25 protein-coding genes, 2 tRNA genes and 1 other RNA gene are annotated in these 25,229 nt (G+C 67.5%); 14 read left to right on the plus strand and 14 right to left on the minus strand.

Annotation, left to right across the window (positions count from 1 at the left end; genetic code table 11):
- Window positions 1–263: 263 nt before the first annotated feature.
- Window positions 264–878, minus strand: a complete 615-nt coding sequence (locus DB30_RS29750; protein WP_146661191.1) for a biotin/lipoyl-containing protein — start codon at window positions 876–878, stop codon at window positions 264–266.
- A 243-nt stretch (window positions 879–1,121) separates the two neighbouring features.
- Between DB30_RS29750 and DB30_RS29755 the strand changes: the two genes are divergently transcribed.
- Entirely contained in the window at window positions 1,122–2,492 is a 1,371-nt protein-coding gene (locus DB30_RS29755) for a cytochrome P450 (RefSeq protein ID WP_052555314.1), read from the plus strand.
- Window positions 2,493–2,504: 12 nt separating this feature from the next.
- On the opposite strand, the gene DB30_RS29760 is transcribed toward DB30_RS29755, so the two are convergent.
- Together DB30_RS29760 and DB30_RS41785 are read right to left on the minus strand one after the other, a co-directional pair.
- Complete coding sequence (locus DB30_RS29760) at window positions 2,505–3,047, minus strand: RNA polymerase sigma factor (protein WP_146661195.1); 543 nt, start codon at window positions 3,045–3,047, stop codon at window positions 2,505–2,507.
- Between the two features lie 68 nt (window positions 3,048–3,115).
- Window positions 3,116–3,853 carry a YbhB/YbcL family Raf kinase inhibitor-like protein gene (locus DB30_RS41785; protein WP_146661197.1) on the minus strand — a complete coding sequence of 246 codons (738 nt, stop codon included), beginning with the start codon at window positions 3,851–3,853 and terminating at the stop codon, window positions 3,116–3,118.
- Window positions 3,854–4,036: 183 nt separating this feature from the next.
- Here DB30_RS41785 and guaD point away from each other — a divergent pair, with 183 nt between their 5' ends.
- The 7 genes from guaD to DB30_RS29800 all read left to right on the plus strand — a co-directional run bounded on the left by guaD (window position 4,037) and on the right by DB30_RS29800 (window position 9,444).
- The gene (gene guaD / locus DB30_RS29770) at window positions 4,037–5,275 is read left to right on the plus strand and encodes a guanine deaminase (RefSeq protein ID WP_052555320.1); all 1,239 of its coding nucleotides are present in this window, start codon (window positions 4,037–4,039) and stop codon (window positions 5,273–5,275) included.
- Between the two features lie 44 nt (window positions 5,276–5,319).
- The gene (locus tag DB30_RS29775; protein WP_052555322.1) at window positions 5,320–5,532 is read left to right on the plus strand and encodes a hypothetical protein; all 213 of its coding nucleotides are present in this window, start codon (window positions 5,320–5,322) and stop codon (window positions 5,530–5,532) included.
- A gap of 164 nt (window positions 5,533–5,696) precedes the next feature.
- Complete coding sequence (locus DB30_RS29780; RefSeq protein ID WP_146661199.1) at window positions 5,697–6,308, plus strand: hypothetical protein; 612 nt, start codon at window positions 5,697–5,699, stop codon at window positions 6,306–6,308.
- Window positions 6,305–6,703 (plus strand): type II toxin-antitoxin system PemK/MazF family toxin, encoded by a 399-nt coding sequence (locus DB30_RS43240; protein WP_146661201.1) that lies wholly within the window; start codon window positions 6,305–6,307, stop codon window positions 6,701–6,703. The genes DB30_RS29780 and DB30_RS43240 overlap by 4 nt, the downstream gene beginning before the upstream one ends.
- Window positions 6,704–7,086: 383 nt before the next feature.
- On the plus strand, window positions 7,087–8,193 hold the full coding sequence (locus tag DB30_RS29790) for an IS630 family transposase (RefSeq protein ID WP_146661203.1): 1,107 nt from the start codon (window positions 7,087–7,089) through the stop codon (window positions 8,191–8,193).
- A gap of 223 nt (window positions 8,194–8,416) precedes the next feature.
- The gene (locus tag DB30_RS29795; RefSeq protein WP_052555327.1) at window positions 8,417–8,797 is read left to right on the plus strand and encodes a ComEA family DNA-binding protein; all 381 of its coding nucleotides are present in this window, start codon (window positions 8,417–8,419) and stop codon (window positions 8,795–8,797) included.
- A gap of 236 nt (window positions 8,798–9,033) precedes the next feature.
- Window positions 9,034–9,444, plus strand: coding sequence for a ComEA family DNA-binding protein (locus DB30_RS29800; RefSeq protein ID WP_052555329.1), 411 nt, complete (start codon window positions 9,034–9,036; stop codon window positions 9,442–9,444).
- Window positions 9,445–9,485: 41 nt separating this feature from the next.
- Here the strand turns inward: DB30_RS29800 and DB30_RS29805 are convergent, their stop codons facing one another.
- From DB30_RS29805 to DB30_RS29835, 7 genes are all read right to left on the minus strand, one after another.
- Window positions 9,486–10,310: a phosphatase PAP2 family protein gene (locus tag DB30_RS29805; protein ID WP_052555332.1), complete on the minus strand. Its 825-nt coding sequence runs from the start codon at window positions 10,308–10,310 to the stop codon at window positions 9,486–9,488.
- A gap of 32 nt (window positions 10,311–10,342) precedes the next feature.
- Entirely contained in the window at window positions 10,343–11,425 is a 1,083-nt protein-coding gene (locus tag DB30_RS29810) for an NAD-dependent epimerase/dehydratase family protein (protein WP_052555333.1), read from the minus strand.
- Window positions 11,422–12,282 carry a lysophospholipid acyltransferase family protein gene (locus DB30_RS29815; protein WP_052555335.1) on the minus strand — a complete coding sequence of 287 codons (861 nt, stop codon included), beginning with the start codon at window positions 12,280–12,282 and terminating at the stop codon, window positions 11,422–11,424. Before DB30_RS29815 ends, DB30_RS29810 begins: the two co-directional genes overlap by 4 nt.
- Before the next feature lie 16 nt (window positions 12,283–12,298).
- The gene (locus tag DB30_RS29820; protein ID WP_052555339.1) at window positions 12,299–12,580 is read right to left on the minus strand and encodes a hypothetical protein; all 282 of its coding nucleotides are present in this window, start codon (window positions 12,578–12,580) and stop codon (window positions 12,299–12,301) included.
- Between the two features lie 624 nt (window positions 12,581–13,204).
- An RNA gene (gene ffs / locus DB30_RS29825) (signal recognition particle sRNA small type) lies at window positions 13,205–13,298 on the minus strand.
- A gap of 30 nt (window positions 13,299–13,328) precedes the next feature.
- Window positions 13,329–13,413: transfer RNA gene (locus tag DB30_RS29830), tRNA-Ser, on the minus strand.
- 83 nt (window positions 13,414–13,496) lie between these two features.
- Window positions 13,497–13,581 (minus strand) — tRNA-Ser (locus DB30_RS29835).
- A gap of 233 nt (window positions 13,582–13,814) precedes the next feature.
- Between DB30_RS29835 and DB30_RS29840 the strand changes: the two genes are divergently transcribed.
- From DB30_RS29840 to DB30_RS29860, 5 genes are read left to right on the plus strand one after another with little or no spacing between them, the layout of a single operon-like run.
- Window positions 13,815–15,998 carry a thioredoxin domain-containing protein gene (locus DB30_RS29840; RefSeq protein WP_052555340.1) on the plus strand — a complete coding sequence of 728 codons (2,184 nt, stop codon included), beginning with the start codon at window positions 13,815–13,817 and terminating at the stop codon, window positions 15,996–15,998.
- Window positions 15,999–16,042: 44 nt separating this feature from the next.
- A complete protein-coding gene (gene fsa / locus DB30_RS29845) occupies window positions 16,043–16,687 on the plus strand; it encodes a fructose-6-phosphate aldolase (protein WP_052555388.1) in 645 nt (214 codons plus the stop codon).
- Window positions 16,688–16,739: 52 nt separating this feature from the next.
- A complete protein-coding gene (locus tag DB30_RS29850; RefSeq protein ID WP_052555343.1) occupies window positions 16,740–18,095 on the plus strand; it encodes an acetyl-CoA carboxylase biotin carboxylase subunit in 1,356 nt (451 codons plus the stop codon).
- 30 nt (window positions 18,096–18,125) lie between these two features.
- A complete protein-coding gene (locus tag DB30_RS29855; protein WP_052555345.1) occupies window positions 18,126–19,859 on the plus strand; it encodes an acyl-CoA carboxylase subunit beta in 1,734 nt (577 codons plus the stop codon).
- Window positions 19,860–19,890: 31 nt separating this feature from the next.
- The gene (locus tag DB30_RS29860; protein ID WP_052555348.1) at window positions 19,891–20,781 is read left to right on the plus strand and encodes a Ppx/GppA phosphatase family protein; all 891 of its coding nucleotides are present in this window, start codon (window positions 19,891–19,893) and stop codon (window positions 20,779–20,781) included.
- Between the two features lie 10 nt (window positions 20,782–20,791).
- Here the strand turns inward: DB30_RS29860 and DB30_RS29865 are convergent, their stop codons facing one another.
- Window positions 20,792–21,478, minus strand: coding sequence for a hypothetical protein (locus DB30_RS29865; protein ID WP_052555350.1), 687 nt, complete (start codon window positions 21,476–21,478; stop codon window positions 20,792–20,794).
- A gap of 178 nt (window positions 21,479–21,656) precedes the next feature.
- Here DB30_RS29865 and DB30_RS29870 point away from each other — a divergent pair, with 178 nt between their 5' ends.
- Window positions 21,657–22,517, plus strand: a complete 861-nt coding sequence (locus DB30_RS29870; RefSeq protein ID WP_165704012.1) for a PHP domain-containing protein — start codon at window positions 21,657–21,659, stop codon at window positions 22,515–22,517.
- A 211-nt stretch (window positions 22,518–22,728) separates the two neighbouring features.
- On the opposite strand, the gene DB30_RS29875 is transcribed toward DB30_RS29870, so the two are convergent.
- From DB30_RS29875 to DB30_RS29885, 3 genes are all read right to left on the minus strand, one after another.
- The gene (locus DB30_RS29875) at window positions 22,729–23,769 is read right to left on the minus strand and encodes a histone deacetylase family protein (RefSeq protein WP_052555355.1); all 1,041 of its coding nucleotides are present in this window, start codon (window positions 23,767–23,769) and stop codon (window positions 22,729–22,731) included.
- A complete protein-coding gene (locus DB30_RS29880) occupies window positions 23,762–24,715 on the minus strand; it encodes a YndJ family transporter (protein ID WP_052555357.1) in 954 nt (317 codons plus the stop codon). Before DB30_RS29880 ends, DB30_RS29875 begins: the two co-directional genes overlap by 8 nt.
- Before the next feature lie 277 nt (window positions 24,716–24,992).
- Complete coding sequence (locus DB30_RS29885) at window positions 24,993–25,151, minus strand: hypothetical protein (RefSeq protein WP_153258429.1); 159 nt, start codon at window positions 25,149–25,151, stop codon at window positions 24,993–24,995.
- Window positions 25,152–25,229: the final 78 nt, after the last annotated feature.

The following is a 25,229-nucleotide window of genomic DNA, read 5'->3' on the forward strand; positions in this document are numbered from 1 at the left end:
ACTATGTCTTCAAGGGGGCTTTCGAAAGCCCCTCGCTTCGGCGGCGGAGCCCCCTTCGCTCACCCCAAACGCTCGCCTGTCGGCTCGTACTAGCCCCAAATCACTCACCTTTTCCAATTCAGCGCTTGATTTGGGTCTAGTATCCTGCCGCAGTGAATTGGATGGTTTGAGACCTTGGCCCTTCGCCGACTGCATCCGCATGTGTGGCCCCCTAGAAGGCCTAGAAGGGGGCTCTGAACGCATTTTCGGAGTCTCTGTGGGGGTTAACGATCACTCGCTTCGAGGGTCAAGATTACGTCGCCGCGGCCGAGGTCGGCCTGGTCCGCGGCGACGATCTTCAGGATCTTGGCCTTCGCCGGCAGCTTGGGGTTGTCGTAGTTCACCCGCGTGAAGGTCTTCATGACCTCGAGCAGCCCGATCGTCTGGCCGCGCTCGATGATCTGCCCAGCCTCGACAAAGGCCGGCTTGTCCGGCGCGGCGCGCTGGTAGAAGCGACCGCTCGAAGGCGAGGTGAAGGTCAGCGTGCCGTCGGCGTTGGTCGGCCCGCGCTCGGCCTCGCGCGATGCCTCGAGCGCTCCGCCGAGCGCGTTGGGATCCAAGCTCAGCAACCGCGCCCCGTAGTCGACCTGCCGGCGGGCGAGCTCGATCTCTTCGGGCGCCTCGCTGACGATGCCAAGCGCGGCTTCAGGCGCGCGCACGCGATGCAGCACGCCAAGGATCTCGATCCACCCAAGCGTGTCGCCCGGTCGGATCAGCGATCCCACCGCGGGTGGGTCACGCCACAGCCCTGGCGACGGGGCGAGCAGAGCCGTGCGCCCGTCGTCGAGGCGCTCGAGGATGGCAAGGAGCTCAGGTACAAACTGGCGACTGTCAGACATGTCGATCAAAGCGGGGTCACGTTGCTGCCCCGCTCGCGGGCGGCCCAGCGTACCGGGTCGGCGCCGGGAAGCGGATCGGATAATCGGGGCGAGGGCGTCTGCCATGTAGAAAACGGCGCTCGGTGTCGGCCGGCGGCGATGCCGCTCGAGGCCGAGTCGGGCCCAGTTGGCTGTGGGGATCCATGTTTGGGGTTTGGGCGCCGCCGCTGTTGGAGACGCCCGCCAGGTGCTCTACTGCCCCGCGTGGAGCCCGCGGTCGCCACCAAACTCGTCTGGCCCAGCACCCGGGCGTGGCCGGTCATCGGTCACCTGCCCGGCATGATCAGCCTTGGCTTGATCCCCTTCGTCGAGCAGGCCTGGCGCCAGCTTGGCGACTGCTTCGAGTTTGGTGTGGCCGGTGAGTCGATCAAGGTCGTCGTGCACCCCGATGACGCGCAGGCGCTGCTCCTGCGGCGGCGCGAGAACTACGTCAAGGGCGCGTCCTACGATCCGTTTCGCCGCCACGTTGGCACCGGGCTGATCGCCGCCGACGGCCAGAAGTGGCGGACCGCCAGGCGGATCGCTCAGCCCAGCTTTTCGCGTGCCACGCTGGCCAAGTGCGCCGATGGCATGGTCGCGCAGGCCGAGCGGATGCTGGATCGCTGGGCACAGACGATCCCCCCCGGCCAGGTCTTCGACGTGCACCACGAGCTGATGCGGCTGTCCCTCGAGATCATCAGCGAGTCGCTGTTCGAGCTCAGCTTCGATGGCCACGAGGGGGCGACCGCCATGCAGGCGATCCACGACGCGGTCGAGCTCATCTCGGCTCGGGTCACAGCGGTCGCCGAGTTCCCGGCCTGGGTGCCGACCCCGGGCAACCGCAAGCTCGAGCGAGCGGTCGCCGGCCTCGATCACGTCATCCAGCAGATCATCGACAAGCGGCGAGCCAGCAATGAAGATCGTGACGATCTGCTTGGCGCGCTGTTTCGTGGGCGCGATGAGACCGGCGCACCGCTCGAGTATCGGCAGCTGCGCGACGAAGTCGTGACCATGTTGATCGCGGGTCACGAGACCACCGCGGTCGCGCTGGGGTGGACGCTGTGGCTGCTGAGCCAGCACCCCGATCTGCGCGCCAAGATGATCCAAGCGATCGACGCTGCGATCGGAGACCGCCCGCCCACGGCCGCCGACCTGCCAAAGCTTGGCTACGTCAAACAGGTCGTGCTCGAGAGCATGCGCCTGATCCCCCCGGTCTGGGCGGTGGCGCGCAACTGTGCGAACGCCGACACGCTCGGACCGGGCTACCCGGTCGAGCCGGGGATCCGGGTCATGCACATGGTCTGGCTGACCCATCGGCACCCCGAATTTTGGCCCGACCCCGAGCGCTTCGACCCCGATCGCTTCGAGCCGCAGGTGTTCGCCAAGCAGCACAAATTTGCCTACACGCCGTTCTCCGAGGGGCCACGCAAGTGCATTGGTGAGCACTTCTCGATCATCGAAGCGACCCTGGTGCTGACCCGCCTGTTCCAGCGCTTCGACCTCGAGGCCGCGCCAGGATTTGAACCGGAGATGGACTACCAGCTGACCACGCGGCCCCGCAACGGCATCATGATGCGATGGCGTGAGAGGGCCTGACGAGCGCGGATCTCAGCTCCCGACGCTCTGCAGCGCGCGCAGCTCGATCTCTAGCAGCTGCTTGGCCCGACGCAGGCGGGTCTTGGCGGTCCCGAGCGGAAGCTCGAGCACCTCGCTGATCTCGGCCGCGGTCATGGACTCCCAGTAGTGCAGCTCGAGGGCGACCTGGCTGTCGAGCGGGATCCGCCGCAGCGCGAGCAGCAGCTGGCGCTGCTCTTGATTGCGGGCCACGGCTGCGCTGGGCGAGGGGTCGAGATCGAACACCGAGACGGTCTGCAGGTCCAGGCGATCCCGGCTGCGCGCGCGCCAGTGCTTGGACAGCTGGTTGTGGGCGATCGCAAACAAGAAGCTGCGGAAGCTGGCTTCACCGCGAAACCGATCCCGGGCTTCGACGCACCCGAGAAAGGTCTTTTGGATCAGATCCTCGTGGTGCGCGTCGGCGGGCAGCTTGTTGCGAAAGAAGCGAGTGACCGCCTCGAAGTGGCGCTCGAACAGGCGCTCGCCCGCGAGCTTGTCGCCGCCCGCCCAGGCCCGCAGCAGCTCCGCGTCGGTCACGTCGGCAGGGTACACCCCCGATCGGATCGGGTCAGCTACTGGCGCAGCTGCACCGCTGGATCGCCGTCTCAGGGCGGGGTGAACTCGCCATCGAGCGTGACCGAGTCGATCATGTGGGCTTGCATGGCCGCCTGCGCCTCCTCCAGGGACGAGTTCGGGGCCAGCTCGTCGAGCGTGGCCACGTCGAGCGCGTACAAGATGAACTGATAGGTGTGCGTGCTGGGTGGGCAGGGTCCGGCGTAGCCGGGCCAGCCAGCGTAGGAGACCGCCTGGGTCGCGCCGGGCACAGACATCGGCATCGCTTGGCGCTCGACCGCCTCTGGCAGCCCGGTGAGGTCCGCGGAGATGTTCCAGATCGCCGAGTGATCGAAGTTGAAGGAGAGATCCGTGAAGAACACCGCGAAGCTGGCCGCATCAGGGGGCGCGCCAACCCACTCGAGCGGCGGGGAGATGTTGTCACCCGCGCAGCTGTACGGATCCGGGATCACGCCCTCGTTCTCATAGGCCGCGCTGGTTAGCGCGAACGCGACGGGGTCACCGTCGCCATCGCCATCGCCATCGCCATCCCCATCACCGTCGCCATCCCCATCACCGTCACCGTCACCGTCGCCGTCGCCATCGCCATCGCCGTCGCCATCCCCGTCGCCATCGCCATCGCCATCGCCATCGCCATCCCCATCCCCATCCCCAGTCTCGGTGGTGGCCGTCTCTTGCCCAGGCCCGTCGTCGGCGCTGCAGCCGAGCAGGCTGATCGAGGACAGCGTCACCACGACGCCAAGCAGCACGGGATCCATCAGTCGTTGCATGGCCGCGACGCTACACTGTTTTGCGCTTCGGTGAGGCTTCCGGCCCGCTCGCGGGCGCCTCCGTCCACGGTTGCACCGAGAGTAGCCAAGCTGGCCTCGGCTCGCGGCCGCTCGTGGCTTGCGAACCGCGTCACCCGGGTGCTGGCAGGGGACGATTCGTGATACGACACATCCGCCGTCGCCATGACAGGGACCCTTCAGACCATCCGTGGCTGCGTGCTCGCGCCAGATCCCGATGCCCCACGCGTGAGCCTGGTGCCTGACGCCGTGGTGCGGATCGACGACGCTGGCGTGATTGCATCGGTCGAGGCCGCGCCCGCCGACTGTGCGCTGCCCCAAACGTGGCCCGGCGCGGTGATCGTTCCGGGCTTCATCGACGTGCACCTGCACTTTCCGCAAACCCGGGTGATCGGCAGCGCCAGCGGCCCGCTGCTGCCGTGGCTCGAGCGCTCCGTGTTCCCCGAGGAGCGGCGCTTCGCCGACAAAGACTACGCAGCTACCGTCGCCAACGAATTTTGCGACGCCATGATCGCCCAGGGCACGACCAGCGCCGCGATCTACAGCAGCAGTCATCCCGGCGCGACCGAGCAATTGTTTGCTGCGCTCGCGCGCCGTGGATTGCGGGCCGCGACCGGCCTGACATTGATGGATCGCCACGCCCCTGCCGCGCTGCTGCGTTCGGCTGCCGACGCGCTCGCGGCCAGCGAGGGCCTGCTCGAGCGCTGGCACGGCTACGACCGCGGCCGCTTGCAGCTGTCAATGATCCCCCGCTTCGCGATTAGCTGCACCCCCGAATTGATGGATGCCGCGGGCGCGTTCGCGGCCACGCACGGCCTGCTGATCCAGAGTCACATCAGCGAAAACCTCGACGAGATCGCCAAGACCCTCGAGCTGTTCCCCGGTCAGCGCGACTACCTGGGCGTGTACGAGGCCCACGGCTGCGCGACCGCGAACACGATCCTCGCGCACTGCATTCATCTGTCCGATCACGAGTGGTCCCGGTTCGTGGATCGCAACATTGCGATCGCGCATTGTCCCGACAGCAATTTCTTCTTGGGCAGCGGCGCGATGCCGCTGCAGGCCGCGCTGGATCGGGGTCTACGCGTGGGCCTGGGCACCGACGTTGGGGCCGGCCGGACCTTCTCGGTGCGCCGGGTGGCCGCCGCTGCCCACGACGCGGCGCTGCTGCACGGCGCCGCCCTCAGCCCGCAGGCGCTGCTGTGGCTCGCAACCCGTGGGGGGGCGCGCGCGCTCGGCCGCGGGCAGCTTGGGTGTGTCGCGCCGGGGTTCGAGGCTGACTTCGCGGTGATCGATCTGCCGCTGCTAGGCTCGAGTGATCTCGACACGATCATCGACGCGCTGTTGTTTCGCCACGACGCCGGCCCGGTCCGCGCGACGCTGGTCCGCGGGCGCGTGCTGTAGCGGCGTCACTTGGGTACCCCCCAGGCCGAGCGCGACGCCGCGTCGTGAACTCGCCCAAGGACTCGCGGCACACGAGCCCGATCGCGTTGATCGGCAGCATGAACTCGCTGTGTAGCTTCGCTACACCCGCGATGTGCATCGCGCCTGTGGGGCTCGAAGGGCGCTCGCTGTGGCTAGAAGAGAGGCTCCAGCACCCGCGCGAAGTGGTGTCGCGCGCGCCGGTCAATCTCCATCACGCTTGGGAGCTGGCGACCTAGCGACCTCGAACTGGGGGTCCCATCGGACCCAATCGCTGAGCATGTTCCGACGCCCATCGGGCGTGGCACGCGCGACACGATCTCCGCAGACTGTTCAGGTGTCCGTGCGCTTGCCTCTCGCGCGCTGCCCCGCGTTCTTGCGGTTTGCGGGTTAGACTTTCGTCATGCACGCCCAAGAAAACGCGCATGCGCGAAGTCCGCGATTTATCGAGACCGCGATCGCTGTGCTCGATGGAACGAAGGACGCGTCAACCCGCGAGGCTGCAGAACTTGTCGTTGGTGCCGAGAAGCTTCTTCAGAAGGCGATCTCCCGTCTCTTGATGGCTGGTGATCGCGCACAGATGGAACAGATCCTCGCGGAGATCATGCCAGAGGCCGGCATTGCCGTTCGAGTTATCACGATGGGCCTTGAACTGATGGAGGGTCCAATCAGGCCGCCTTCAAGGAACAACCTCTTCAAAGACCTTCGAACTCGCGGCGGGACCGACGAGGTGATCGAGCGGATCCGGCTCGGTTTGCTTGCCGCCGATGACGAAGCCGCTTTGCTGAGGTTCTTGCCTGGCGGGATCCAGGCTCATCCCATGATCCAACAGGAGGATTCGAGGGGCCGATTTCTCCTCATGGCGATTGCCACGTGGATCTACTCCGACCGGCAAGATTTGATGATCTGGGATGATCTCACGTTTGCGTTTCTAGACTCTGCCAGCCGTGCGTTCGGGCTCGTGTCGGCAGCCGTCAATGAGGACGGCCTACACTGGTCAAGTAAGGTTGCATGACTTCGCGTCGACAGATTCCATGCGAGCACGTGTATGAAATCGACTCTGGCGAAGCCCACGGGGCTGAAGTCGGAGGGAAGCACCTGTGGCTAATCATATCGGACCCAGTTCTTCGACGGGACGGCCTCGTTATCGGTCTCCCGTTGACAGGGCGCGACGAGAAGCGGACCAACTACGATGTGTCGTTCCGCCCGGATGAGATCGAAAAGCTCCGTGAGCCAGAAGGAATGAAGATCAAGTCGGAGGGCATGTGTTACGTGCTCACGGCAAAGCCTCGCCACTTCGCTCTCTCGAGGTTACCTTCGTCTCCATACGGGAAAATGGCCACGCATGTTGTGCACACAGCGCTACAGCGCATGGGGTCTGCGATGTTGGTCAGGATCCGTCCCACGTAGCTCGAGTCTTGGGCCCTGGGCACTCGACGTTGCTCGCATCATTACCCCCCGCATCGCGCCAGAGTTGCGGGTCAGGGCTCGCGCACCGCAGTGGTGGCAGGTGACACGCGGTTCTGTCTCGCTACATCTACGCAGGTCGCGGCGTTAGCCTAGCAGCCCGTGGTGCAATGCCTCGCGCCGCCTCGCTTGGCTTTTTCGCCGAGGGCTTTGTCGCCAAAACTTGCAGTGGGCCCACCACAGCGGCGTTTTGGCTTCGCGCCCTCGACGAAAATTCCGGCGCGAGGCGACACGATGCATTACACCACGGGCTGCTAGTGTCCTGAGTCCGTAGAAAGTTCAAAAAAGTCTGTGACGTTCCACGCCTGGGACCGCCTTAGTTGTGTATGCAGATCAGTACACGCGTGGGGCGTCCTCCAACACATGTCGAGCCAACAGCCGAAGACCTCAAGGTACTCGAGCGTTGGGCTCGCGGCCGAACTGTGTCAGTCCAGCTTGCCCAACGAGCCCGGGTGGTCTTGCTCTGCGCCCAAGGGATGGGGACGACTGAGGTCTCGAAGAAGGTGGGGCTGTCCGCGGCGACCGTCTCGAAGTGGCGCAAGCGATTCGCCAAGCAAGGCACCGACGGTCTTCACGACCTCCCGCGCCCCAAAACAGCCCGCAAGCTCAGCGATGAGAAGGTCGAGGAAGTCTTGCGTAGCACGCTCGAGACGACCCCGAAGGGGCAGACTCACTGGAGCACTCGGCAGCTTGCCAAGAAGCTCGGAGTTAGTCAGTCGAGCGTGTCGAGGATCTGGAGGGCCTTCAGCCTCAAGCCTCACCGCCAAGAGACGTTCCGCCTGAGCACGGACGACTTCTTCGTGGAGAAGGTCCGCGACGTCGTCGGGCTGTACATGAGTCCTCCCGACAACGCCCTCGTTCTGTGCGTTGACGAAAAGTCGCAAATTCAGGCGCTCGAGCGTGGACAGCCGGTCATCCCGATGCTGTTCGGACAGCCTGAGCGTCAAACCCCTCAGTACCTGAGGCACGGCACGACAACCTTATTCGCTGCGCTGAACATTGCCACTGGCGAGGTCATCGGCGAGTGCCACTCGCGGCACCGAGCCATCGAGTTCCGCAAGTTCCTCAACACGATCAACAGGTCCGTGCCCGAGGAGCTCGAGGTCCATGTCATCCTGGACAACTACGCCACGCACAGCGCCCCCGAGATCCAGCGCTGGCTCAAGCGGCATCGTCGCTTTCACTTCCACTTCGTACCGACCTACAGCTCGTGGCTCAATCAGGTCGAGCGGTGGTTTGGGCTGTTGACTCAACAGGCTCTGCGACGGGGAGTTCACCGCTCGACAGCCGAACTCGAGCAAGCGATCCGTGAGTACATCGCTGCACACAACGCCGACCCCAAGCCCTTCATCTGGACCAAGACCGCTGACCAGATCATCGCGGCAGTGGCCCGTCACTGCCAGCGACTTCAGGAGGTCTTTGGCGAGGGCTGACTTTTTTAGGTTGTTGCTGACTCAGGACACTAGCGACCCAGCGCGCAACCCTCGATCTATGGCGTCGCCTCGGCGCGTGGCCCGTGAGCGAGCCACGATCCCCGGCCCGCACACGGGCCACCGTCCCGCCCACGGGCCAGCTCGAATTGCACGAATCCGCTCAACTGTTCGTGATCATTGGATTTCGATCATTGGCAAACCACGTGCTTTGTGTGCGGGCGTCATGAACAAGACCATTCGCACCCTCACCACCTCCTTTGCCCTCGTCCTCGCCACGCTCGTCGGTGGCAGCGCCCTCGCGGCCGCGCCCGCCCAGGTCGCAACGATCGACGCCAGCTCGGTCGTACATGATGACGCGCGGTTTGACGCCGCCGTCACCCTCGAAGGTCAGGTCAACATCAACACCGCGAGCGCGGCCGAGCTGCAGCTGCTGCCCGGGATTGGGCCGTCGATCGCCGAGCGAATTGTTGGCTACCGCGAGACCCATCGGTTCGAGCAGGCCAACAACCTCATGCGGGTCAAGGGCGTCGGCCAAAAGACCTTTGACAAGATCAAGGGCTTCTTGACCGTCGAAGGCGCGACGACCCTGCGCGTGGCCAAGTAGGACTTGGCCGATCCAACCCGACGCCCGCGTCACCTCTTGGTGGCGCGGGCGTCGGCCATTGGAGCGAGCTTCGTGCCGGCTCGCTCGAGGTGTCCCGTGAGCGGGCCAAAGAGGGTGGCCCGCCCGCGGGCCACCGTCCCGCCCACGGGCCACTCAATCTTGCATGAATTCGTCCAACTGTTCGTGATCATTGGATTTCGATCATTGGCAAACCACGTGCTTTGTGTACGGGCGTCATGAACAAGACCATTCGCAACATCACCACCTCCTTCGCCCTCGTCCTCGCCACTTTGGTGGGTGGCAGCGCCCTCGCGGCAGCACCCACCGCGGTCGAGCTGGTCGAGCAGACCGAGCAGCTTCAGCAGGTCGATCAGGTTCAGCTCGACGCCAACGATGCCGATCGCTTCGACGCCGCCGTCACCCTCGAGGGCCAGGTCAACATCAACACCGCGAGCGCGGCGGAGCTCGAGCTGCTGCCCGGGATTGGCCCGTCGATCGCCGCGCGCATCATCAGCTACCGCGAGACCCACAAATACCAGCAGCGCAACAACATCATGCGCATTCGCGGGATCGGTCAAAAGACCTTCGCCAAGATCAAGGACTACCTGATCGTCGAAGGCGAGACCACGCTGCGCGTGGCCGGCTAAACCCACGCAACCTTCACACACACACACAACCAGCGCCCGCGTCACCCCATGGTGGCGCGGGCGTGACTACGTTGGCGAGGCTCCGGCCCCGTGGTGTGCTCGACCAGCCAGCGGACCAGCACGAACGTTCCGAGCCCCCACCCGATGCCAAGCAGCGCGCCCACGGACACATCGGTTGGCGTGTGGACCTGCAGCAGCGGCCGCGAGTAGACCACGCCCAACGCCCACACCGGCATCGCCGCTGTGATCCACTGGCGCCAGCCGTGCAACCACGCCATCCCCAGCGCCAGGGTTAGCGTTGCAAAGGTCATTGAAGCCGTCGCGTGGCCCGAGGGGAACGAGTAGCCGGTCTCGTGGATCCAGTGCGCGCGGACCTTGGGCCCGAGCGCGGGTTGTTCGAGCGCGGCGAGGCGCGGGGCCAGGTAGTCGCGCCGCGCTTGCTTGTCGCCAAGCGCATAAAAATCATGGGGCTCGGCGACGGCCGGCTCGAGCGCGTGGTGTTGCGTCAGCGCGACGATGTTCGGCCTTGGCACGTGAAACGCCGGCTTGACCACGCTCTCGTTGAGCAGCGCGTTGCCAGCCAGCGCCGCGACCATGGCCGCGAGGATGAACCCCGTCTCGATCACCCGCTTGCGCATGTTTGGCCCCGGGCGCGAAGTCAGCAGGATCAACGTGGCCATGCACAACAAGGGCAGCTGCTCCCAGGTCGCCGAGTCGGCCACCCGCAAGACGAGCGCCGCGAAGCTCCCGTCGAGGGGGATCGTTGGCAGCGCGAAGCTCAGCAGCACCAGCAGGTAGGTCGGAACCAACACCCACGCGAGCCGGCGTGGGAGCGGTGCCTGCGGGGTCTTCGCGATGTCAGCCACGATGGCTGATCATACATGAACCGCGAGGGCGCTCAGCCTGCGGACAACATGCTCGCGCGCTGACGAAACGCCGCCTCGAACCGGGCGTCGTCGAGCACCAGCGAGTAGAACAGCCGCTTGGGCTGGTACTCTGCGTGATAGCGGGTCTGGCCGATCATCCGCTGCAGCCGGTTGGCTTGGCGCAGCAGCGGCCCAGGAACGCGCATGGGCGTGATCCCGCGCTGCTCCAAGAACCGCGTCAACGGCCCCGGAGACGGCCCCGCGATGTTGTACACGCCCTTGCCCCGCAGCATCAGGGCCAGCTGAATGTCGCGAGCCAGCCGCTCTTTGGTCGTGGGGTTGATCATTGGATCGAAGCCGATCGGCAGCACCGGAGGGTGGCTCTCGAACAACAAATTGAGCCCCGACATCACGCCCCCGCCGATCACCCCCGCCGGGCGCAAGACCATGACCTCGCACCCAGGCGAGTCCATCTTGGCTCGACAGTAGAACTCTGCGTCAATGATGTCGCGAACCGACTTGGGCGAGCTTGGATCGAGGTTGAGCTCCGCGTCTTCGGCGACCTTGTAGTCGCCGCGCGGACCCACGGCATAGACCGCGTCGCTGGACAGGAACACATACTTGCCGATCCCATGCCGCAAGCTGGCGTCGAGCAGGTGCCGGGCCGCGTTGACGTTGTACTCGTGGCGCGAGACGTCGTAGCCCTTGGGGTTGCCCGAGAACGCCAGGTGCACGACGGTGTCGAGCGGGTGCTCGCGGAATTCCTCGAACAGGAACAGGTTGTCGACCTGGCGGCGGCGATCCAGCGTCGCCGTGTGATACATGAAGCGGTTGGGATCGTGGCCAAGCAACCCCGGCGGGCACGCGCCCTCACCCACCGCGAGGATCTTGTCGATCCGCCGATCCTCGAGCAGACACGCGATCAGTTCACCGGCGATCTTGCGTCGCGCCCCGGCGATCAGGATCCGCCGGGGACCTGGGCGCAGCAGCGTCGGCGTCGAGTCCATGATCTGGCGGACCTGGTCGTCGGCGTCTTGCGACCGGGCGGGGTCGGGGTCGGGGTCGGAGCCGGCGTTGACGTTGACCACCCGATCGTCTTCGTGCCCCTCGTTCATGCGCGCCCCTCGTCCACCAGCCGTCGATGCTCGAGGCCAACTCGGATCTGTTCGCGGACCGCGTCGCGGACCCGCTCGACCTCCGACGCGCGCACTTCGATGCTCTCGAGCACCGCGGGATCGATGTCGAGCGGCTCCCCGTAGTGGATGAAGTAGCGGACCGGCTTGGGCAGCAGCCCGGCGGGCCCGAGCCACGGGAAGGTGCGCGTGACCGGAATGAACGGCAGGTTGAGCGCGCGCGCGAGCGGTTGCAGGTTGGTGATCACGGTCTGTTGCTCCTCTGCGCCGACCACCCCAAACGGGATCACCGGCGCCCCGTGTCGGGCCGCGAGCTCCACGTGTCCATGCGAGAACGGGAACAGCTCGTAGCGATCCTCGGCCGGCTTGCCCAGCGCGTCGGCGCCCTCCGGGAAGATCCCCACCAGGTGCCCCTCTTCGATCAGCCCGTCGAAGTTGCGCCGCGTGCCCGGGACCTGGCCAAGGCTGCGAAACAGCGTCCCGATGTAGGGCATGCTGTAGACGAAGAAGTCGACCATGAAGCGAACCAGCCGCGGCGGATCCGTATGGCGAAACACGTCGGTCGACACCATCGCGCCGTCGAACGGCAGCACCCCGCTGTGGTTGCCAACGACCACGCCGCCCCGCGACAGCGGGATGTTCTCGTGCCCGGCAGAGACCACGCGGAAGTAGTAGCGGTGCAGCCAGTACGCGACCGCGTACGCGTTGCCGATCCCCGTCGCCGAGGTTCCAAACGCATCGGTCCCCGCCCCCGCGTCGTCGAGCGCATACGATTCGATCCGCTCGCGCTCACGCGCGGGCAGCAGCGCCTGGATCAGGTCTGGTCGCAGCAAGGCCACGGGCCCCCAGACTACGTCAGTACCGCACCGGCGGCCCGTCGGGCTTCACTTTTAGGTTGCGTCGCTCCAGCCGGAGCTTCCAGTCCTCGCTTGACAGGGGGATCACGTAGACCGTTGGCCACACGAACCGCCGGTCCGTCGATCCCAAGCGCCGCGCCCAGTACTCGACATCGACCACCTGGTAGGGCTCGTCGTCGATGACCACGATCTCATGGACCCGCGGCACAAATTGCGCAGACTCGGTCGTCTCGGTCCGGAACAGCAGGCGTCCCTCGCAGGCATACTCAACGTAAGGCACGGGGGTTGTTTTTATACCCCCCCGGCCGTCTTCGCACTTCGCCGACTGCAGCCGCTTCGCGTCTGGTCGCTTCGCTCCTCGGGGCCGCTTGTGCGCGGGGGCATGTGTGGCCCCCTAGAAGGGGGCTTGGAGCATGAGCGGGCTATTTTACGTCCAGGCTGCCCGACTCGGCCCGTACTCGGCTTCGCCTCCGTGCGCGCCGACACCCTCGCTGCGCTCGGGCCCAAGGTCGGGTCCGCCTGGACGAACGCTTCGCTCTCTTTTGCTTTGTTCGTTCGCGGCGGCACGTGGTCGGCTTCGCCTCCACCGACTGCGACTGCGTGCCTGGGCCGGCGTTGACTCTCGCTTCGCTCGCTTTTTTTCCTTGTTCTACCGTGGCGGGCCGTGGTTCTGGACGCGGGCACGGCGTCGGTGTCGGTGGAGGCGAAGCCGACCACGGCCCATCGCGGCCGAACAAGGCAAAAAAGAGCGAAGCGTTCGTCCAGGCGGACCCGACCTTGGGCCCGAGCGCAGCGAGGGTGTCGGCGCGCACGGAGGCGAAGCCGAGTACGGGCCGAGTCGGGCAGCCTGGACGTAAAATAGCCGAAGCCGAGTACGGGCCGAGTCGGGCAGCCTGGACGTAAAACAGGTAAGCCCACGGGCACCCGCTCTCCCCTTTACCGTTGCTTCCTTCCGGACCTGGCGGAGTTAGGGGGAGAAACGTCACCCGGGGCATGAACGGTCGTACGAGACTAGGCTTGTCGACCGACGGAGAGGGCGGGATTCGAACCCGCGGTGGGTTGCCCCACACATGATTTCCAATCATGCACCTTCGACCACTCGGACACCTCTCCAGATGTGCTCGAGCGGTGCTCGAGACGAGCTCGAGCGGGCCCGTTCTCTGGCGGGCACGCTCATGGGCTAAATTTTCAGGTAGCGGAGAGGGTGGGATTCGAACCCACGGTGACTTGCGCCACACCAGATTTCGAGTCTGGCACCTTCGACCACTCGGACACCTCTCCGGGGGCGCGGAACATAGCAACTTTTCGGGGCCGGCCAAAGCCGCGCCCGGGGTTTTGAGGTGACCGGGTGAGAGCTGACGCACCAGGTCGAGCCGCGCGACGCAGACATCTGACCAGTAGCGAGCGTAGCCCCCGCGGGCGCGAAGGGCGGGTCAGCGGGTGCCCGGGATCCCGTCGGCCAGGGTCGGTCGAGCCCAGGGGGATCTTCGCTATGCTGACGACTCCGCATCCAGATGTCCGATCCCAACCAACCCAGCGGCCCCAATCGGCTGGCCGACTCGACCAGCCCCTACCTGCGCCAGCACGCCAACAACCCGGTCGACTGGTACGGCTGGGGGCCCGAGGCGCTGGCCCGCGCGAAGCACGAGGACAAGCCGATCCTGCTCTCGGTCGGGTACAGCGCGTGCCACTGGTGTCACGTGATGGCGCACGAGTCCTTCGAGGATCCCGCCATCGCGGCGCTGATGAACGCGCACTTCGTGAACATCAAGGTCGACCGCGAAGAGCGGCCCGACATCGACGCGATCTATCAGAAGGTAGTCGCGCTGATGGGCCAAGGCGGCGGCTGGCCGCTGACCGTGTTCTTGACCCCGGATCAGCGGCCGTTCTACGGCGGCACCTACTTTCCGGCGCAGGATCGCTACGGGCGCCCCGGCTTCGCCAAATTGTTGGTCGCGCTCTCGGAGCTGTGGACCGAGCGGCGCGACGACGCGCTCTCGCAGGCCCAGGCGTTCATGAACGGGTTCGCCGAGCTCGCCAAGAGCATCGACGAGGACGCCGCGTCCGGCGTGGACCTGAGCCTGGCGAGCCCCGGCGCGTGGGCCGACGCGGGGCGCCGCTTGGTCGAGCGCATCGATCCACAGTGGGGTGGGCTGGGCCGCGCGCCGAAGTTTCCCAACGTCCCTGGGCTGCAGCTGCTGCTTGGCCGCAGCCGCGACCAACCCCAGGGCGACGCCGGCCCTGCGCTGCGTCTGACCCTGGAAAAGATGTGGCGCGGCGGCATCTACGATCACCTGCGCGGCGGCTTCGCCCGCTACAGCACCGATCGCGAGTGGCTGATCCCCCACTTCGAAAAGATGCTCTACGACAACGCGCTGCTGCTCGCGCTCTACGCCGAAGCCAGCGTCGCGTTTGGGGCGACCGGCCCGCTGGCGTACCTACGCCGCGTGGTCGAGGAGACCGCCGACTACTTGACCGCGGACATGCGCAGCGAGGGGGAGGCCTTCTATTCGGCGACTGACGCGGACAGCGAGGGCGTCGAGGGCAAGTATTTTTGTTGGACGCCCGCGCAGCTCGAGGACGCGCTCGGGGAGGCGATGGGCAAGACCTTCGCGCGGGCTCACGGCGTCACGCGGGACGGCAACTTCGAGCACGGGATGTCGGCGCTGCACCGGCCCGAGCCGATCCCCCCGGCCCTGGATCTGGAGCTGGCGCCCGCCCGCGCCAAGCTGCTCGAGCTGCGCTACGGCCGGGTCCCGCCGCTGCGCGACGAGAAGCTGCTGACGGCCTGGAACGCGCTGGCGATCTCCGGCTTTTGTCGGGCGGCCGAGGCGGCCCACGTGTGGGGCGAAGCGAAGCGGGTCGAGCAGTGGACGAACGTCGCGCGGCGGGCAGCCGAAACGATCCTGACCACCCACCGCGACGCGGACACTCGACTGCTTCGCGCCTCTTATTACCCCCAGTCGGCCCGATTCGACCCGTGCTCGGCTTCGCCTCCGCGCGCGTCGACACCCTCGCTGCGCTCGGGCCCCTTGGTCGGTCCGTCTGGGGGAACGCTTCGCTCTGTTGGGCAGGGCGTCGCCCACACCCGGGCCTACCTCGAGGATGTCGCGCTGCTCGGGCGCGCGTGCCTGGATCTGCACGAGCTGACCCTCGAGCCGCGCTGGCACGATGAAGCGGAGGCGCTCGCGCGCGAGCTGATGGCCCACTACGCGCGCGAGGGCGGCGGCTTCTTCACCACCGCCGACGACGGCGAGCAGCTGATCGAGCGGACCGAGAGCCAGCACGACTCGCCGCTGCCAAGCGGGCTCGCGGCCGCCGTCGAGCTGCTCGCGCGTCTGGATCTGGGCGGGCCCGCAGGCCATGGCGCGCCCCCGGGCACCCGCGAGCAGATCGAGCAGACCCTCAGCCGGTTCCCAACCGCGAGCGCCCAGCCGTTCGCGTTCGCTGGGCTGATCAACGCCGCGCAGTGGGCCAGCGATCGGGCCGTGCACGTCACGATCCGCGCCGCGAGCCCCGAGCAGGGGCAGGCTCTCGCTGCCGCGATCCGCGAGCGACGTGGCTCGCTGGCCTCGCCAGTCGCGATCTCCTTCATGATTCGCCCCGAGGCAGCGGGGGCGGACGCGCTGGTGTGCCGGGCCCAGACCTGCTCGATGCCGATCACCGAGATCGAGGCGCTGCTGGCTGCGCTCGGCTGACATGGCCGCTTGCAAACGGGCTGTCCTTCGGCGATCACGATGCCATGCAGCTGTTCATCGACACCGCGGATATTGGCGAGATCCAGGCCGCCCAGGCCATGGGCGTGCTCGACGGCGTGACCACCAACCCTTCGCTGGTCGCCCAGACTGGCAAGAAGATGCGCGCGGTGCTGGAAGAGATCTGCGCGTTGGTCCCGGGCCCCGTCAGCGCCGAGGTGCTCGCGACCGACTACGAGACGATGATCGACGAGGCCCGTGACCTCGCGGCGATCGCCCCGAACATCGTCGTCAAGGTGCCGCTGATCGAAGCGGGGATCCGGGCCGTCGTCACGCTCACCGAAGAGGGCATCAAGACCAACGTCACGCTGTGCTTCTCGCCGCTGCAGGCCTTGCTCGCCGCCAAGGCGGGGGCAACGTACATCTCGCCCTTCGTGGGCCGGCTCGACGACATCGGTCACGACGGCATGGGTCTCGTCGAGCAGATCGTCGACATGTACGACTCCTACGAGCTCGACACGCAGGTGCTGGTCGCCTCGGTTCGCTCGCCGACCCACGTGGTCGAGGCCCTGCGCTTGCGCGCGCACGTCGCGACGATCCCCTTCGCGGTGATCGCCAAGCTGATCCACCACCCGCTGACCGACAGCGGGCTCGCGCGCTTCTTGAAAGACGCCGAGTCGATCCCCAAGTGATCTTTCCCGGCGAGAGGTCCGGCCGCGCGGGTTCGTGTTAGATTCCGCCCCCATGGCCGGCTTTCATCGCCTGTTCATCGCCAACCGGGGTGAGGTCGCAACCCGCATCGCGCGAAGCTGCGACGAGCTCGGGATCACCCCCGTGTTCGGCGTGTCTGCGGCGGATCGCGGCGGCCCGTGGACAGAGGGTCGCGAGCAGGTCGTGCTTGGGCCGGCCCGGTCAACGCACAGCTACCTCGCGCTCGAGCGCGTGGTCCAGGCCGCCCGCCAGAGCGGGTGCACGGCGCTTCACCCAGGCTGGGGCTTCTTGGCCGAGAACCCCCGCTTCGCCGGACTGTGTGAGCAGCACGGCGTGACCTTCATCGGCCCGCCCGCGCACGTGATGCGCTTGATGGGCAGCAAGACCCCGGCCAAGCAAGCCATGGGTGGCTCGGGGCTCACGCTGATCCCCGGCAGCGACGGGATCTTGTCTGATCTCGAGCACGCCCGCCGCGTGGCCGAGACCGTTGGCTACCCCGTGTTGCTCAAGGCCGAGAGCGGCGGCGGCGGCAAGGGCATGCGCGCGGCCCAGACCGCCAACGAGCTCGAGCAAGCGTGGACGCAGGCCAGCGCAGAGGCCCAAGCGGCCTTCGGTGACGCCCGTCTGTATCTCGAAAAGCTGATCCAGGGCGGACGCCACATCGAGATCCAGATCATGGCCGACCGCTACGGCAACGTGGTCCACCTCGGCGAGCGCGACTGCACGGTCCAGCGCAGCCACCAAAAGCTAATTGAAGAGTCGCCCGCGCCCACCCTCGATCCAGACGAGCGCGCGCGGACCTTGGCCGCCGCGGTCGAGGCGACCCGGGCGATCGGCTACGTCGGCGCCGGAACCATCGAGTTTCTGCTCGATCAAGCGGTCGAGGGCGCGCACGTGCTGCGCTTCATGGAGATGAACACCCGCCTGCAGGTCGAGCACTGCGTGTCCGAGATGCGCAGCGGCGTCGATCTGGTCCGCGAGCAGATCCGCGTGGCCGCCGGTCATCGGCTCTCGGTCACGCAAGATCAGATCGCGCTCACGGGTCACGCGATCGAGTGCCGGATCAACGCCGAAGATCCCGCCCAGGGCTTTCGCCCCTCGCCCGGCGTGATCACCAAGTGGGTCGCGCCCAGCGGTCCGGGGATCCGCGTCGACACCCACGTGCGCGCTGGCTACGAGGTCCCGCCGTTTTACGACAGCCTGATCTGCAAGGTCATCACCCACGGCGACACCCGCGACGCGGCCTGCGATCAGATGATCCTCGCGCTCGAGCAGCTGGTCTGCGAGGGCGTGCAGACCACGATCCCCATGCACCTCCAGATCCTGCGCAGCCCGGAATTCCGCAGCCACCGCTACGACACGCGGGCGATCCCCGGCTTCGCGCCCTGACGGCAGACCCGCAGACTCCAGAGCCCCATCATGGCCATCGTCCCCTTGTCCCCCATTGGTTCCCCCCGCGATCAGGTCTGCGATGATCGGACCTTCGGCGAGTACCGCGAGACCCTAGCCGAGCGCGAGCAAGTGCTCGACGAGCGCCGCGCCAAGGTCCAAGACGGGTGGGGCCCCAAGTACCTCGAGCGCCTGCACGTCCGCGGCAAGCTCAGCGCGCGCGAGCGGCTGGCCAAGCTGATCGACCCCGGCACGCAGGTGTTCGAGGTTGGCACCTTCGTCAACTGGGGCCTGAGCTTTGGCGATCGCGGGCTCGAGAGCCCAGGCGCGGGGGTCGTGACCGCGTTCGCCCAGATCCACGGGCGTTGGTGCATGGTGATCGCCAACGACAACACCGTGGCCTCGGGCTCGTGGTGGCCCAAGACCCCAGAGAAGATCGAGCGCGCGCAGACCATGGCGCTGCGCCTGCGGATCCCCACGGTCTACTTGGTCGATTGCTCGGGGCTGTTCTTGCCCGAGCAGTCACGCTCGTTCCCGGGCGGCACCGGGGCCGGGCACATCTTCAAGATGAACTCGCTGCTGAGCGCCAACGGAGTGCCGCAGATCGCCGGGGTGTTTGGCGACTGCATCGCCGGCGGCGGCTACATGCCGATCATCTCGGATCGGGTGTACATGACCGAGCAGGCCTACATGGTGATCGCCGGGGCCGCGCTGATCAAAGGCGCCAAGAGCACCAACATCACCAGCTTGGACATCGGCGGCCCCGAAGTTCACGTGCACCAGAGCGGCTGCGCCGATGTCCGCGTGCCCGACGACGAGATCGCCCTTCACTGCATCCGCCGCGACGTCGCCAAGCTGCCCAGCTCGGGCGCAGACTTCTACCGGCACGGCCGCGGCGCGGTCGAGCCGTTTCACCCCGCGGGCGAGCTCGCCGGGCTGATCCCGCCGGATCACCGCGAGGTCTACGACGCCACCCAAGTGCTCGCGCGGCTGTGCGATCAGAGCTTGTTCTGGGAGCTCATGCCCGAGACCGGCGAAGAGATGATCACCGGCGTGGGCCGGATCGGTGGGCTCTACGCTGGCTTCATCATCAACCGCCAGGGCCTGGTCGGCGACCCCGAGCGCTGCGATCGCAAGCGCCCCGCCGCGATCTTGTACCGCGGCGGGATCGCCAAGATCAGCGCGTTCTCGCGGGCCTGCAACGCCGACGGGATCCCGATCATCTGGCTGCAAGACATCTCGGGCTTCGACGTCGGGGCCGAGGCCGAGGCGCAGGGCTTGCTCGGCTACGGCTCCAGCCTGATCTACACCAACAGCACCAACGACGTGCCGATGTTCACGGTGTTGCTGCGCAAGGCGTCGGGCGCGGGCTACTACGCCATGAGCGGTCTGCCCTACGATCCGATCGTGCAGCTGAGCAGCACGATCTCGCGGCTCTCGGTCATGGAGGGGCGGACCCTGGCGATCGCCACCTACAACACCAAGCTCGACGACGACTTCGAGATCGTCGCCACGGATCCGGCCGAGCGCGCGGAGATCGAGGCAGGCATGAAGGCCGTCGCCGAGCGGATCGAGGCCGACATGGATCCCTTCGTGGCCGGCCGCCAGATGGACACCGACGAGATCATCCGGTTCGACGAGCTGCGGCCGTGGTTGGCGGCGCTGGTCGAGATGGCCTACCAAAACACCGGCTCGCGGCGGATCAAGAACCCACGGATCTGGTCACTGCACGATCTCGCGGTGATCTCCTCGGGTCCGCGCTAGCTGGCCCGGATCGCCTGGGGACGCGAGCAACATGACAACGCGTGCGGTCATCGACATCGGCAGCAACAGCGTGCTGCTGCTCTTGGCGCGGCGGCGTGAAGATGGCGCGCTCGAGATCATCCGCGATGAGTCAACGGTCGCGCGGGTGTCCGAGGGCGCGGCCGCCCGCGGGACCTTGTTGCCCGCGGCGATCGAGCGGACGCTGGGCGTGCTTCGGCGCTACCGCGCGCTGGCGGACGAACAGGGCGTCACGCAGATCACCGCGGTCGCGACCGAAGGTCTGCGCATGGCCAGCAACGCCGCGCAATTCCTGGGGCCCGCGAGTCAGGTGCTCGGCAGTCAGGTGCGGCTGATCAGCGGCGACGAAGAGGCGCGGCTGTCGTACCGGTCGGTCGCGCTCGAGCACCCAACGGTCGATCCCCTGCGCGTCATCGACATTGGCGGGGGGTCGACGGAGCTGGTCGTGGGTCACGGTCTCGAGGTCGCGCAGGCGGTCAGCCATCGCCTGGGATCCGTGCGGATCTCCGAGCAACTCTTGGATGGCCACCCGCCAAGCCCGGCAGCGCTCGCGCGGATGCTGGACCACGCGCGCGAGGTGTTCGCCAGTCAGCCACTCGCGCCGGAGCCCGAGCTGTACGGGCTCGCCGGCACCGTGACGACGACCGCGGGGCTGCTGCTCGGGCTCGAGCGCTATGATCGTGAGCGGGTCGATCGCACGCGCTTCGAGATCACGCAGATCGCCCAATTGCGCGAGCGGCTGGCGACCCGCAGCCTGGCCGAGCTGCAGGCCATGCCCACGCTCGGGGTCGGGCGCGCGGACGTGGTCGTTGGCGGCGTGACGATCCTGCTCGCGGCGCTCGAGCACTGCGGCGCGCAGTGGCTGGTCGTCCGCGATCGCGGGCTCCGCTACGCGCTGGTGTAGTCGCGAGCGCTCAATCCTCGATGACGAGCTCGACGCGGCGGACCACCCATGTCGGCGCGCCCGCGGGCGCATCGGGGCTTGGCGCGAGCAGCTCCTGGGCCTGAACCGGCAGCGCGTTGGCGCGACCGACGGCGAGCGCGATCGTGTAGCGACCCGGCTCGAGACCCAGCTGGCCGATCTTGCCGGAGAGCAGGATCGCGCCGGCCTCGGAGATCTGCCCAAGCGGGTCGAGAGCCAGCGGCAAGCCTGCGCTGCCGCCATCGACGAAGGCGTAGCCGCGCACGCCAACGTCGGAGATCGGACCGACGCTGTGGCTGGGTCGCAGCGTCCACTCGAACGGAGTCTCGCGGTGGTAGTGGTGCCGGTCTGGCTCGGGGGGATCTGCGTCGCTGGCCGCGACGCCGCCGTCGGTCTCGAGCACGTAGCTCGAGAAGGGATCTGCTGGTGGAGCCGCGCCGCTGTCACTGCCGCCGAGATCGAGCCTGGGCTCGGGCGGCAGATCCAAGCCGAGCTCCGCACCCACGTCCGTCGCGGGCGCCGTCGCGAGCTCGGCGCTGATCTCTCGCACCTCTTCGTTGACCGGCCACACCCACCACAGCACGATCAACGCGCCCGTCGCCGCCAGCAGCCCGCCCGGGATCCACCAAAAGCCGCTCGTGGCTGGATCGTGAGGTTTGGCTGGCGGTGCGTCACTCATGCGCGCTGCGATCCTTTCGCCGGACCAAGTGGTCCAGCCTGCAGCGCGTCGTGTCGCCGGGTTTTCATGCGGGCTGCTGAGCTTACAAGAGCCGGGGCGCCGCGCGTAAGCGGCAATGCGTGTCATGTCGGTGTGCTGCGTGACCGAGCGGACGAGCCAGCCGCTATACTGCGCAGACTTGCGGCTAGAACTACATTGTCACTCGACCTGCTCCGACGGCAGCCTCGACCCTGAGCAACTCGCGCAGGCGCTGTCAGAGTTCGGCGTCGAGCTGGCGTGTCTGACAGATCACGACACCATGGCGGGCTGCGATCGGCTCGCTACCGAGCTTGCGAACACGTCGACCGGGGCACCAGCCAAGGTCCTGCGCGGGCTCGAGCTCAGCAGCAAGCACGCGGGCCGCACGATCCACTTGCTGATCTGGGGCGTCGCCGATGGGCCGGGCCGCGAGCAGCTCGAGCGCCGCTTGGCGATCCAGCTGCAGCGACGGCGTGAGCGGATCGTGGCGATCTGTGGGCGCTTCGCCGCGCTCGGGATCGAGCTCGACGCCGAGGCGATCCTCGCGGGCGCGAGCGGGACCCCGGGACGCCCCGACGTCGCGCGGGCGCTCGTCAACGCTGGCGTCTGCAAGACCATGCGCGCGGCCTTTGAAAAGTACCTGCGCGACAACGGCCCGGCCGACGTCCCGATCGCAAGCCTCGAGCTCGGCGAAGCGCTCGCGCTCGGCCGCGCCGCAGGAGCGCGCATGAGCCTCGCGCACCCGCACACGCTGCGCCACTACGCCGTCGTTCGCGAGCTTTTCGTCGAGTTCCGCGACCAGGGTCTCGAGGGCATCGAGGCGTTCTATGGCCAAGCCAGCCCGGCCCGCGCCGAGCCGTGGCTGCGCCTCGCTCGCGAGCTCGACCTGGTGCCGACGGCCGGCAGCGACTTCCACGGGGACGCGCTCGCAGACGTCACCCGGCCGGGCATCGAGATCCCGCTGGCCTACGCGGTGCGCCTGCGCGAGTGGCTCGCAGACGCCCCCGAGATCCGGCTCTAACGTCCTTGGCACCCCAAATTCGGTGTATTTGAGTCGAGTTTGTGCCCGCGCAAACGAGCGCACCCGAACAAACATGGATCTCCCTCCCCGCGAGGAGTTCGCTTCGGGTGAGCGACAGAGGCCGCACGGGTCGTGCGCGCTGCTCGATCAGCACATCGAACCCCGCACCCGCTCACCGAGGCGATGTCCATGCAGAGGTCTACACGCCTCGCTAGATCTGAGCGACGCGGGCGAGCTCGTTGATCAGCGCCCGCGTCTGCGGGTGCGCCTGCCCGGTGACGCGAGCCGGCTCGCCGCCCGCGAGCACCTCGATGCAGGCCCGCACGCTGTCGCGCAGCGCGGCCAGATCGTAGCCACCCTCGAGCGCGAGGATCAGCCGACCGCCCGCGTACTGATCTGCGATCCCGCGGGCCCGCGCGCACAGCTGGGCGAACCCGGCCGCGCTCAGCTCCATGCTGCCGAGGGGATCATCCGCGTGGGCGTCGAAGCCCGCGCTGACCAGTACCAGCTCTGGTTGGAAGCGAGCCGCGAGCGCCGGAAGCATGCGATCCACGATCGCCAAGTAGTCCGCGTCGCCAAGGCCGGCCGGCAGCGGAGCGTTGACGGTGAAGCCCTCGCCAGCGCCGCGGCCCCGCTCGGCCAGGGTCCCGCTGCCAGGAAACAAGGGGTGCTGGTGCAGGTCGAAGCACAGCACGTCGTCGCGCTCGTAGAACGCCGAAGCGGTCCCGTTGCCGTGGTGGACGTCCCAGTCGATGATCAGCGTGCGCGCAGACTTGCCCGAGGCGCGGGCGGCCTCGGCCGCGAGCGCGATGTTGTCGAACAAGCAAAACCCCATGGCCCGATCAGGCTCGGCGTGGTGGCCCGGCGGCCGGACCAGGCACATCGCGCGGCGCGAGGGCGCCTGCTCGGCACACACCGCGTCAACGGCCTCGAGCAGCGAGCCCGCGGCCAACTGCGCCGCGTGGACGCTGCCGGTCGAGACCCGCGTGTCGGGATCGAGCGCCGCATGTTGGCCCGCGAGCGCGAGCAGCCGCTCGACGTGGGCCTTGGTGTGGACCCGCAACAGCGCCGCGGGATCGACGGGGCTCGGGCTGCGGCGCTGAATCGCGGTGTGGATCGCAGGCTCGTTCAGCAGCTCGAGCAGGGCTTGCAGTCGCTCGGGTCGCTCGGGGTGGTGGGAGTGGGGCCGGCCCGAATTTGGATCGTGGGCGCGCATGGCCTCGTCGATCCAGATCAGCGGGCGCTCACTCATTTGTAGCGATCTTGCGTGGACTCGCCGGGGGCGACAAGTGCCACGCCCACGCGCCGAGCAGACCAAAGCCGAGGGCGTTGACGGCCCCGTGCAGCTGGATCATCGAGCCGATGTCGGGCCACGGCGTGCCCGTGTACTCGCCGATCGCGTAGCTGCCAGCGAACATCATGGCCGCCAACAGGCACGCCCCCGCGAGGGCCGAGAGCAGCGCCGGCAGCAACGGCGTGGGCGGCAAGCTGGTGGACCGTCGCAGCATCCCGACCCCAACGGTGACCGCGGCGGTGACCGTGAGCAGCGAGCCCACGACCTCGATCAACGGCGAGACCGTGATCCCAACCGCGACCAGCGGGACCGCGAAGACCACCCCGACGGCGGCCGCCCGCCAGGGCTCGCGCTGGGGCATCGCGCGACCGAGCAGCCCCGCCGAGATCGGCAAGGTGAACCCCGCGTGATGAAAGTGCACGGCCGTCAGCAGCACGATCAACGGCGAGAACCCGAGCGGCTCGATCGCCAGGCGATCACACAACAACCAGCCGCTGCCGATCACCGGAAAGCTCAGGCCGGCCGCGATCGCCAGCTCCGTGTCGTACAGACCGCGCAGGCCACCCTCGCGCAGCATCCCCCACATGCGGCGCAGACCCTCGACGGCCGCGACCACCGTCCAGCCCGCCCACGGCAGGCAAGCCAGCAGCGCGAACGCCCCCGGGTCGAGGCTCAGCCCCAGCGGCAACAGCAGCGCGCAGGGCAGCTGCGCCCAGCACAGCGCCCGCCACAGCGGCGACTCTTCGTGGGCGTCGACCACCGCCGCGAGCAGCAGCGGGACCAACACCAGCGGCGAGAGCACGAACAGGACCAGCGGCGCGAAGTTGCTCGACAGCAGCTGCCAGACGATCCAGATGATGGTCCCAGCGACGGCGCTGTGGCGGCTGATCCGACGCGGCTCCAACTTCGCCGCAGTCTACAAAAGAAACCGGACGCTTGTCAGCTGGGCTGTCATACCCCCACCCGGACCGACTCGACCCGTGCTCGGCTTCGCCTCCGCGCGCGTCGACACCCTCGCTTCGCTCGGGCCCAAGGTCGGCCCGCCTGCTCATACCCCCAGCCGCCCCGACTCGACCCGTGCTCGGCTTCGCCTCCGCGCGCGTCGACACCCTCGCTTCGCTCGGGCCCAAGGTCGGGCCGTCTGGGGAACGCTTCGCTTTCTAGACGGGGTCACCTCGGGGTCAGCTCCGGGGCGCGAGGCCGCCCGGGTGGCCCGTGTAGACGCACAGCTCGATCTCCGGGTTGCACTCCCGGGTCAGATCGCAGGCCGGAACCAACGCGGCGACGGCGAGGAGGAGCAGAGCGGTGAAGGTGGTCTTGGTCTGTTTGGTGCGGGACATGTTGGCGCGGTTCCTCGTTGCGGTCGCGATCGCTACCGGGTTTCGTTGTGTTGACTCCACTCGCGTCGACCTGCGCCA

The sequence above is a fragment of the Enhygromyxa salina genome (assembly GCF_000737335.2).
Classification (GTDB): Bacteria; Myxococcota_A; Polyangia; order Nannocystales; family Nannocystaceae; genus Plesiocystis; species Plesiocystis salina_C.

What these genes read in the sequence shown, in the direction of transcription:
- DB30_RS29750 (WP_146661191.1), bottom strand. Translation starts at nt 878, where the DNA reads ATGTCTGACAGTCGCCAGTTTGTACCTGAGCTCCTTGCCATCCTCGAG.
- DB30_RS41785 (WP_146661197.1), bottom strand. Translation starts at nt 3,853, where the DNA reads ATGCAACGACTGATGGATCCCGTGCTGCTTGGCGTCGTGGTGACGCTG.
- guaD (WP_052555320.1), top strand. Translation starts at nt 4,037, where the DNA reads ATGACAGGGACCCTTCAGACCATCCGTGGCTGCGTGCTCGCGCCAGAT.
- DB30_RS29780 (WP_146661199.1), top strand. Translation starts at nt 5,697, where the DNA reads ATGCACGCCCAAGAAAACGCGCATGCGCGAAGTCCGCGATTTATCGAG.
- DB30_RS43240 (WP_146661201.1), top strand. Translation starts at nt 6,305, where the DNA reads ATGACTTCGCGTCGACAGATTCCATGCGAGCACGTGTATGAAATCGAC.
- DB30_RS29790 (WP_146661203.1), top strand. Translation starts at nt 7,087, where the DNA reads ATGCAGATCAGTACACGCGTGGGGCGTCCTCCAACACATGTCGAGCCA.
- DB30_RS29795 (WP_052555327.1), top strand. Translation starts at nt 8,417, where the DNA reads ATGAACAAGACCATTCGCACCCTCACCACCTCCTTTGCCCTCGTCCTC.
- DB30_RS29800 (WP_052555329.1), top strand. Translation starts at nt 9,034, where the DNA reads ATGAACAAGACCATTCGCAACATCACCACCTCCTTCGCCCTCGTCCTC.
- DB30_RS29810 (WP_052555333.1), bottom strand. Translation starts at nt 11,425, where the DNA reads ATGAACGAGGGGCACGAAGACGATCGGGTGGTCAACGTCAACGCCGGC.
- DB30_RS29840 (WP_052555340.1), top strand. Translation starts at nt 13,815, where the DNA reads ATGTCCGATCCCAACCAACCCAGCGGCCCCAATCGGCTGGCCGACTCG.
- fsa (WP_052555388.1), top strand. Translation starts at nt 16,043, where the DNA reads ATGCAGCTGTTCATCGACACCGCGGATATTGGCGAGATCCAGGCCGCC.
- DB30_RS29850 (WP_052555343.1), top strand. Translation starts at nt 16,740, where the DNA reads ATGGCCGGCTTTCATCGCCTGTTCATCGCCAACCGGGGTGAGGTCGCA.
- DB30_RS29855 (WP_052555345.1), top strand. Translation starts at nt 18,126, where the DNA reads ATGGCCATCGTCCCCTTGTCCCCCATTGGTTCCCCCCGCGATCAGGTC.
- DB30_RS29860 (WP_052555348.1), top strand. Translation starts at nt 19,891, where the DNA reads ATGACAACGCGTGCGGTCATCGACATCGGCAGCAACAGCGTGCTGCTG.
- DB30_RS29865 (WP_052555350.1), bottom strand. Translation starts at nt 21,478, where the DNA reads ATGAGTGACGCACCGCCAGCCAAACCTCACGATCCAGCCACGAGCGGC.
- DB30_RS29875 (WP_052555355.1), bottom strand. Translation starts at nt 23,769, where the DNA reads ATGAGTGAGCGCCCGCTGATCTGGATCGACGAGGCCATGCGCGCCCAC.
- DB30_RS29885 (WP_153258429.1), bottom strand. Translation starts at nt 25,151, where the DNA reads ATGTCCCGCACCAAACAGACCAAGACCACCTTCACCGCTCTGCTCCTC.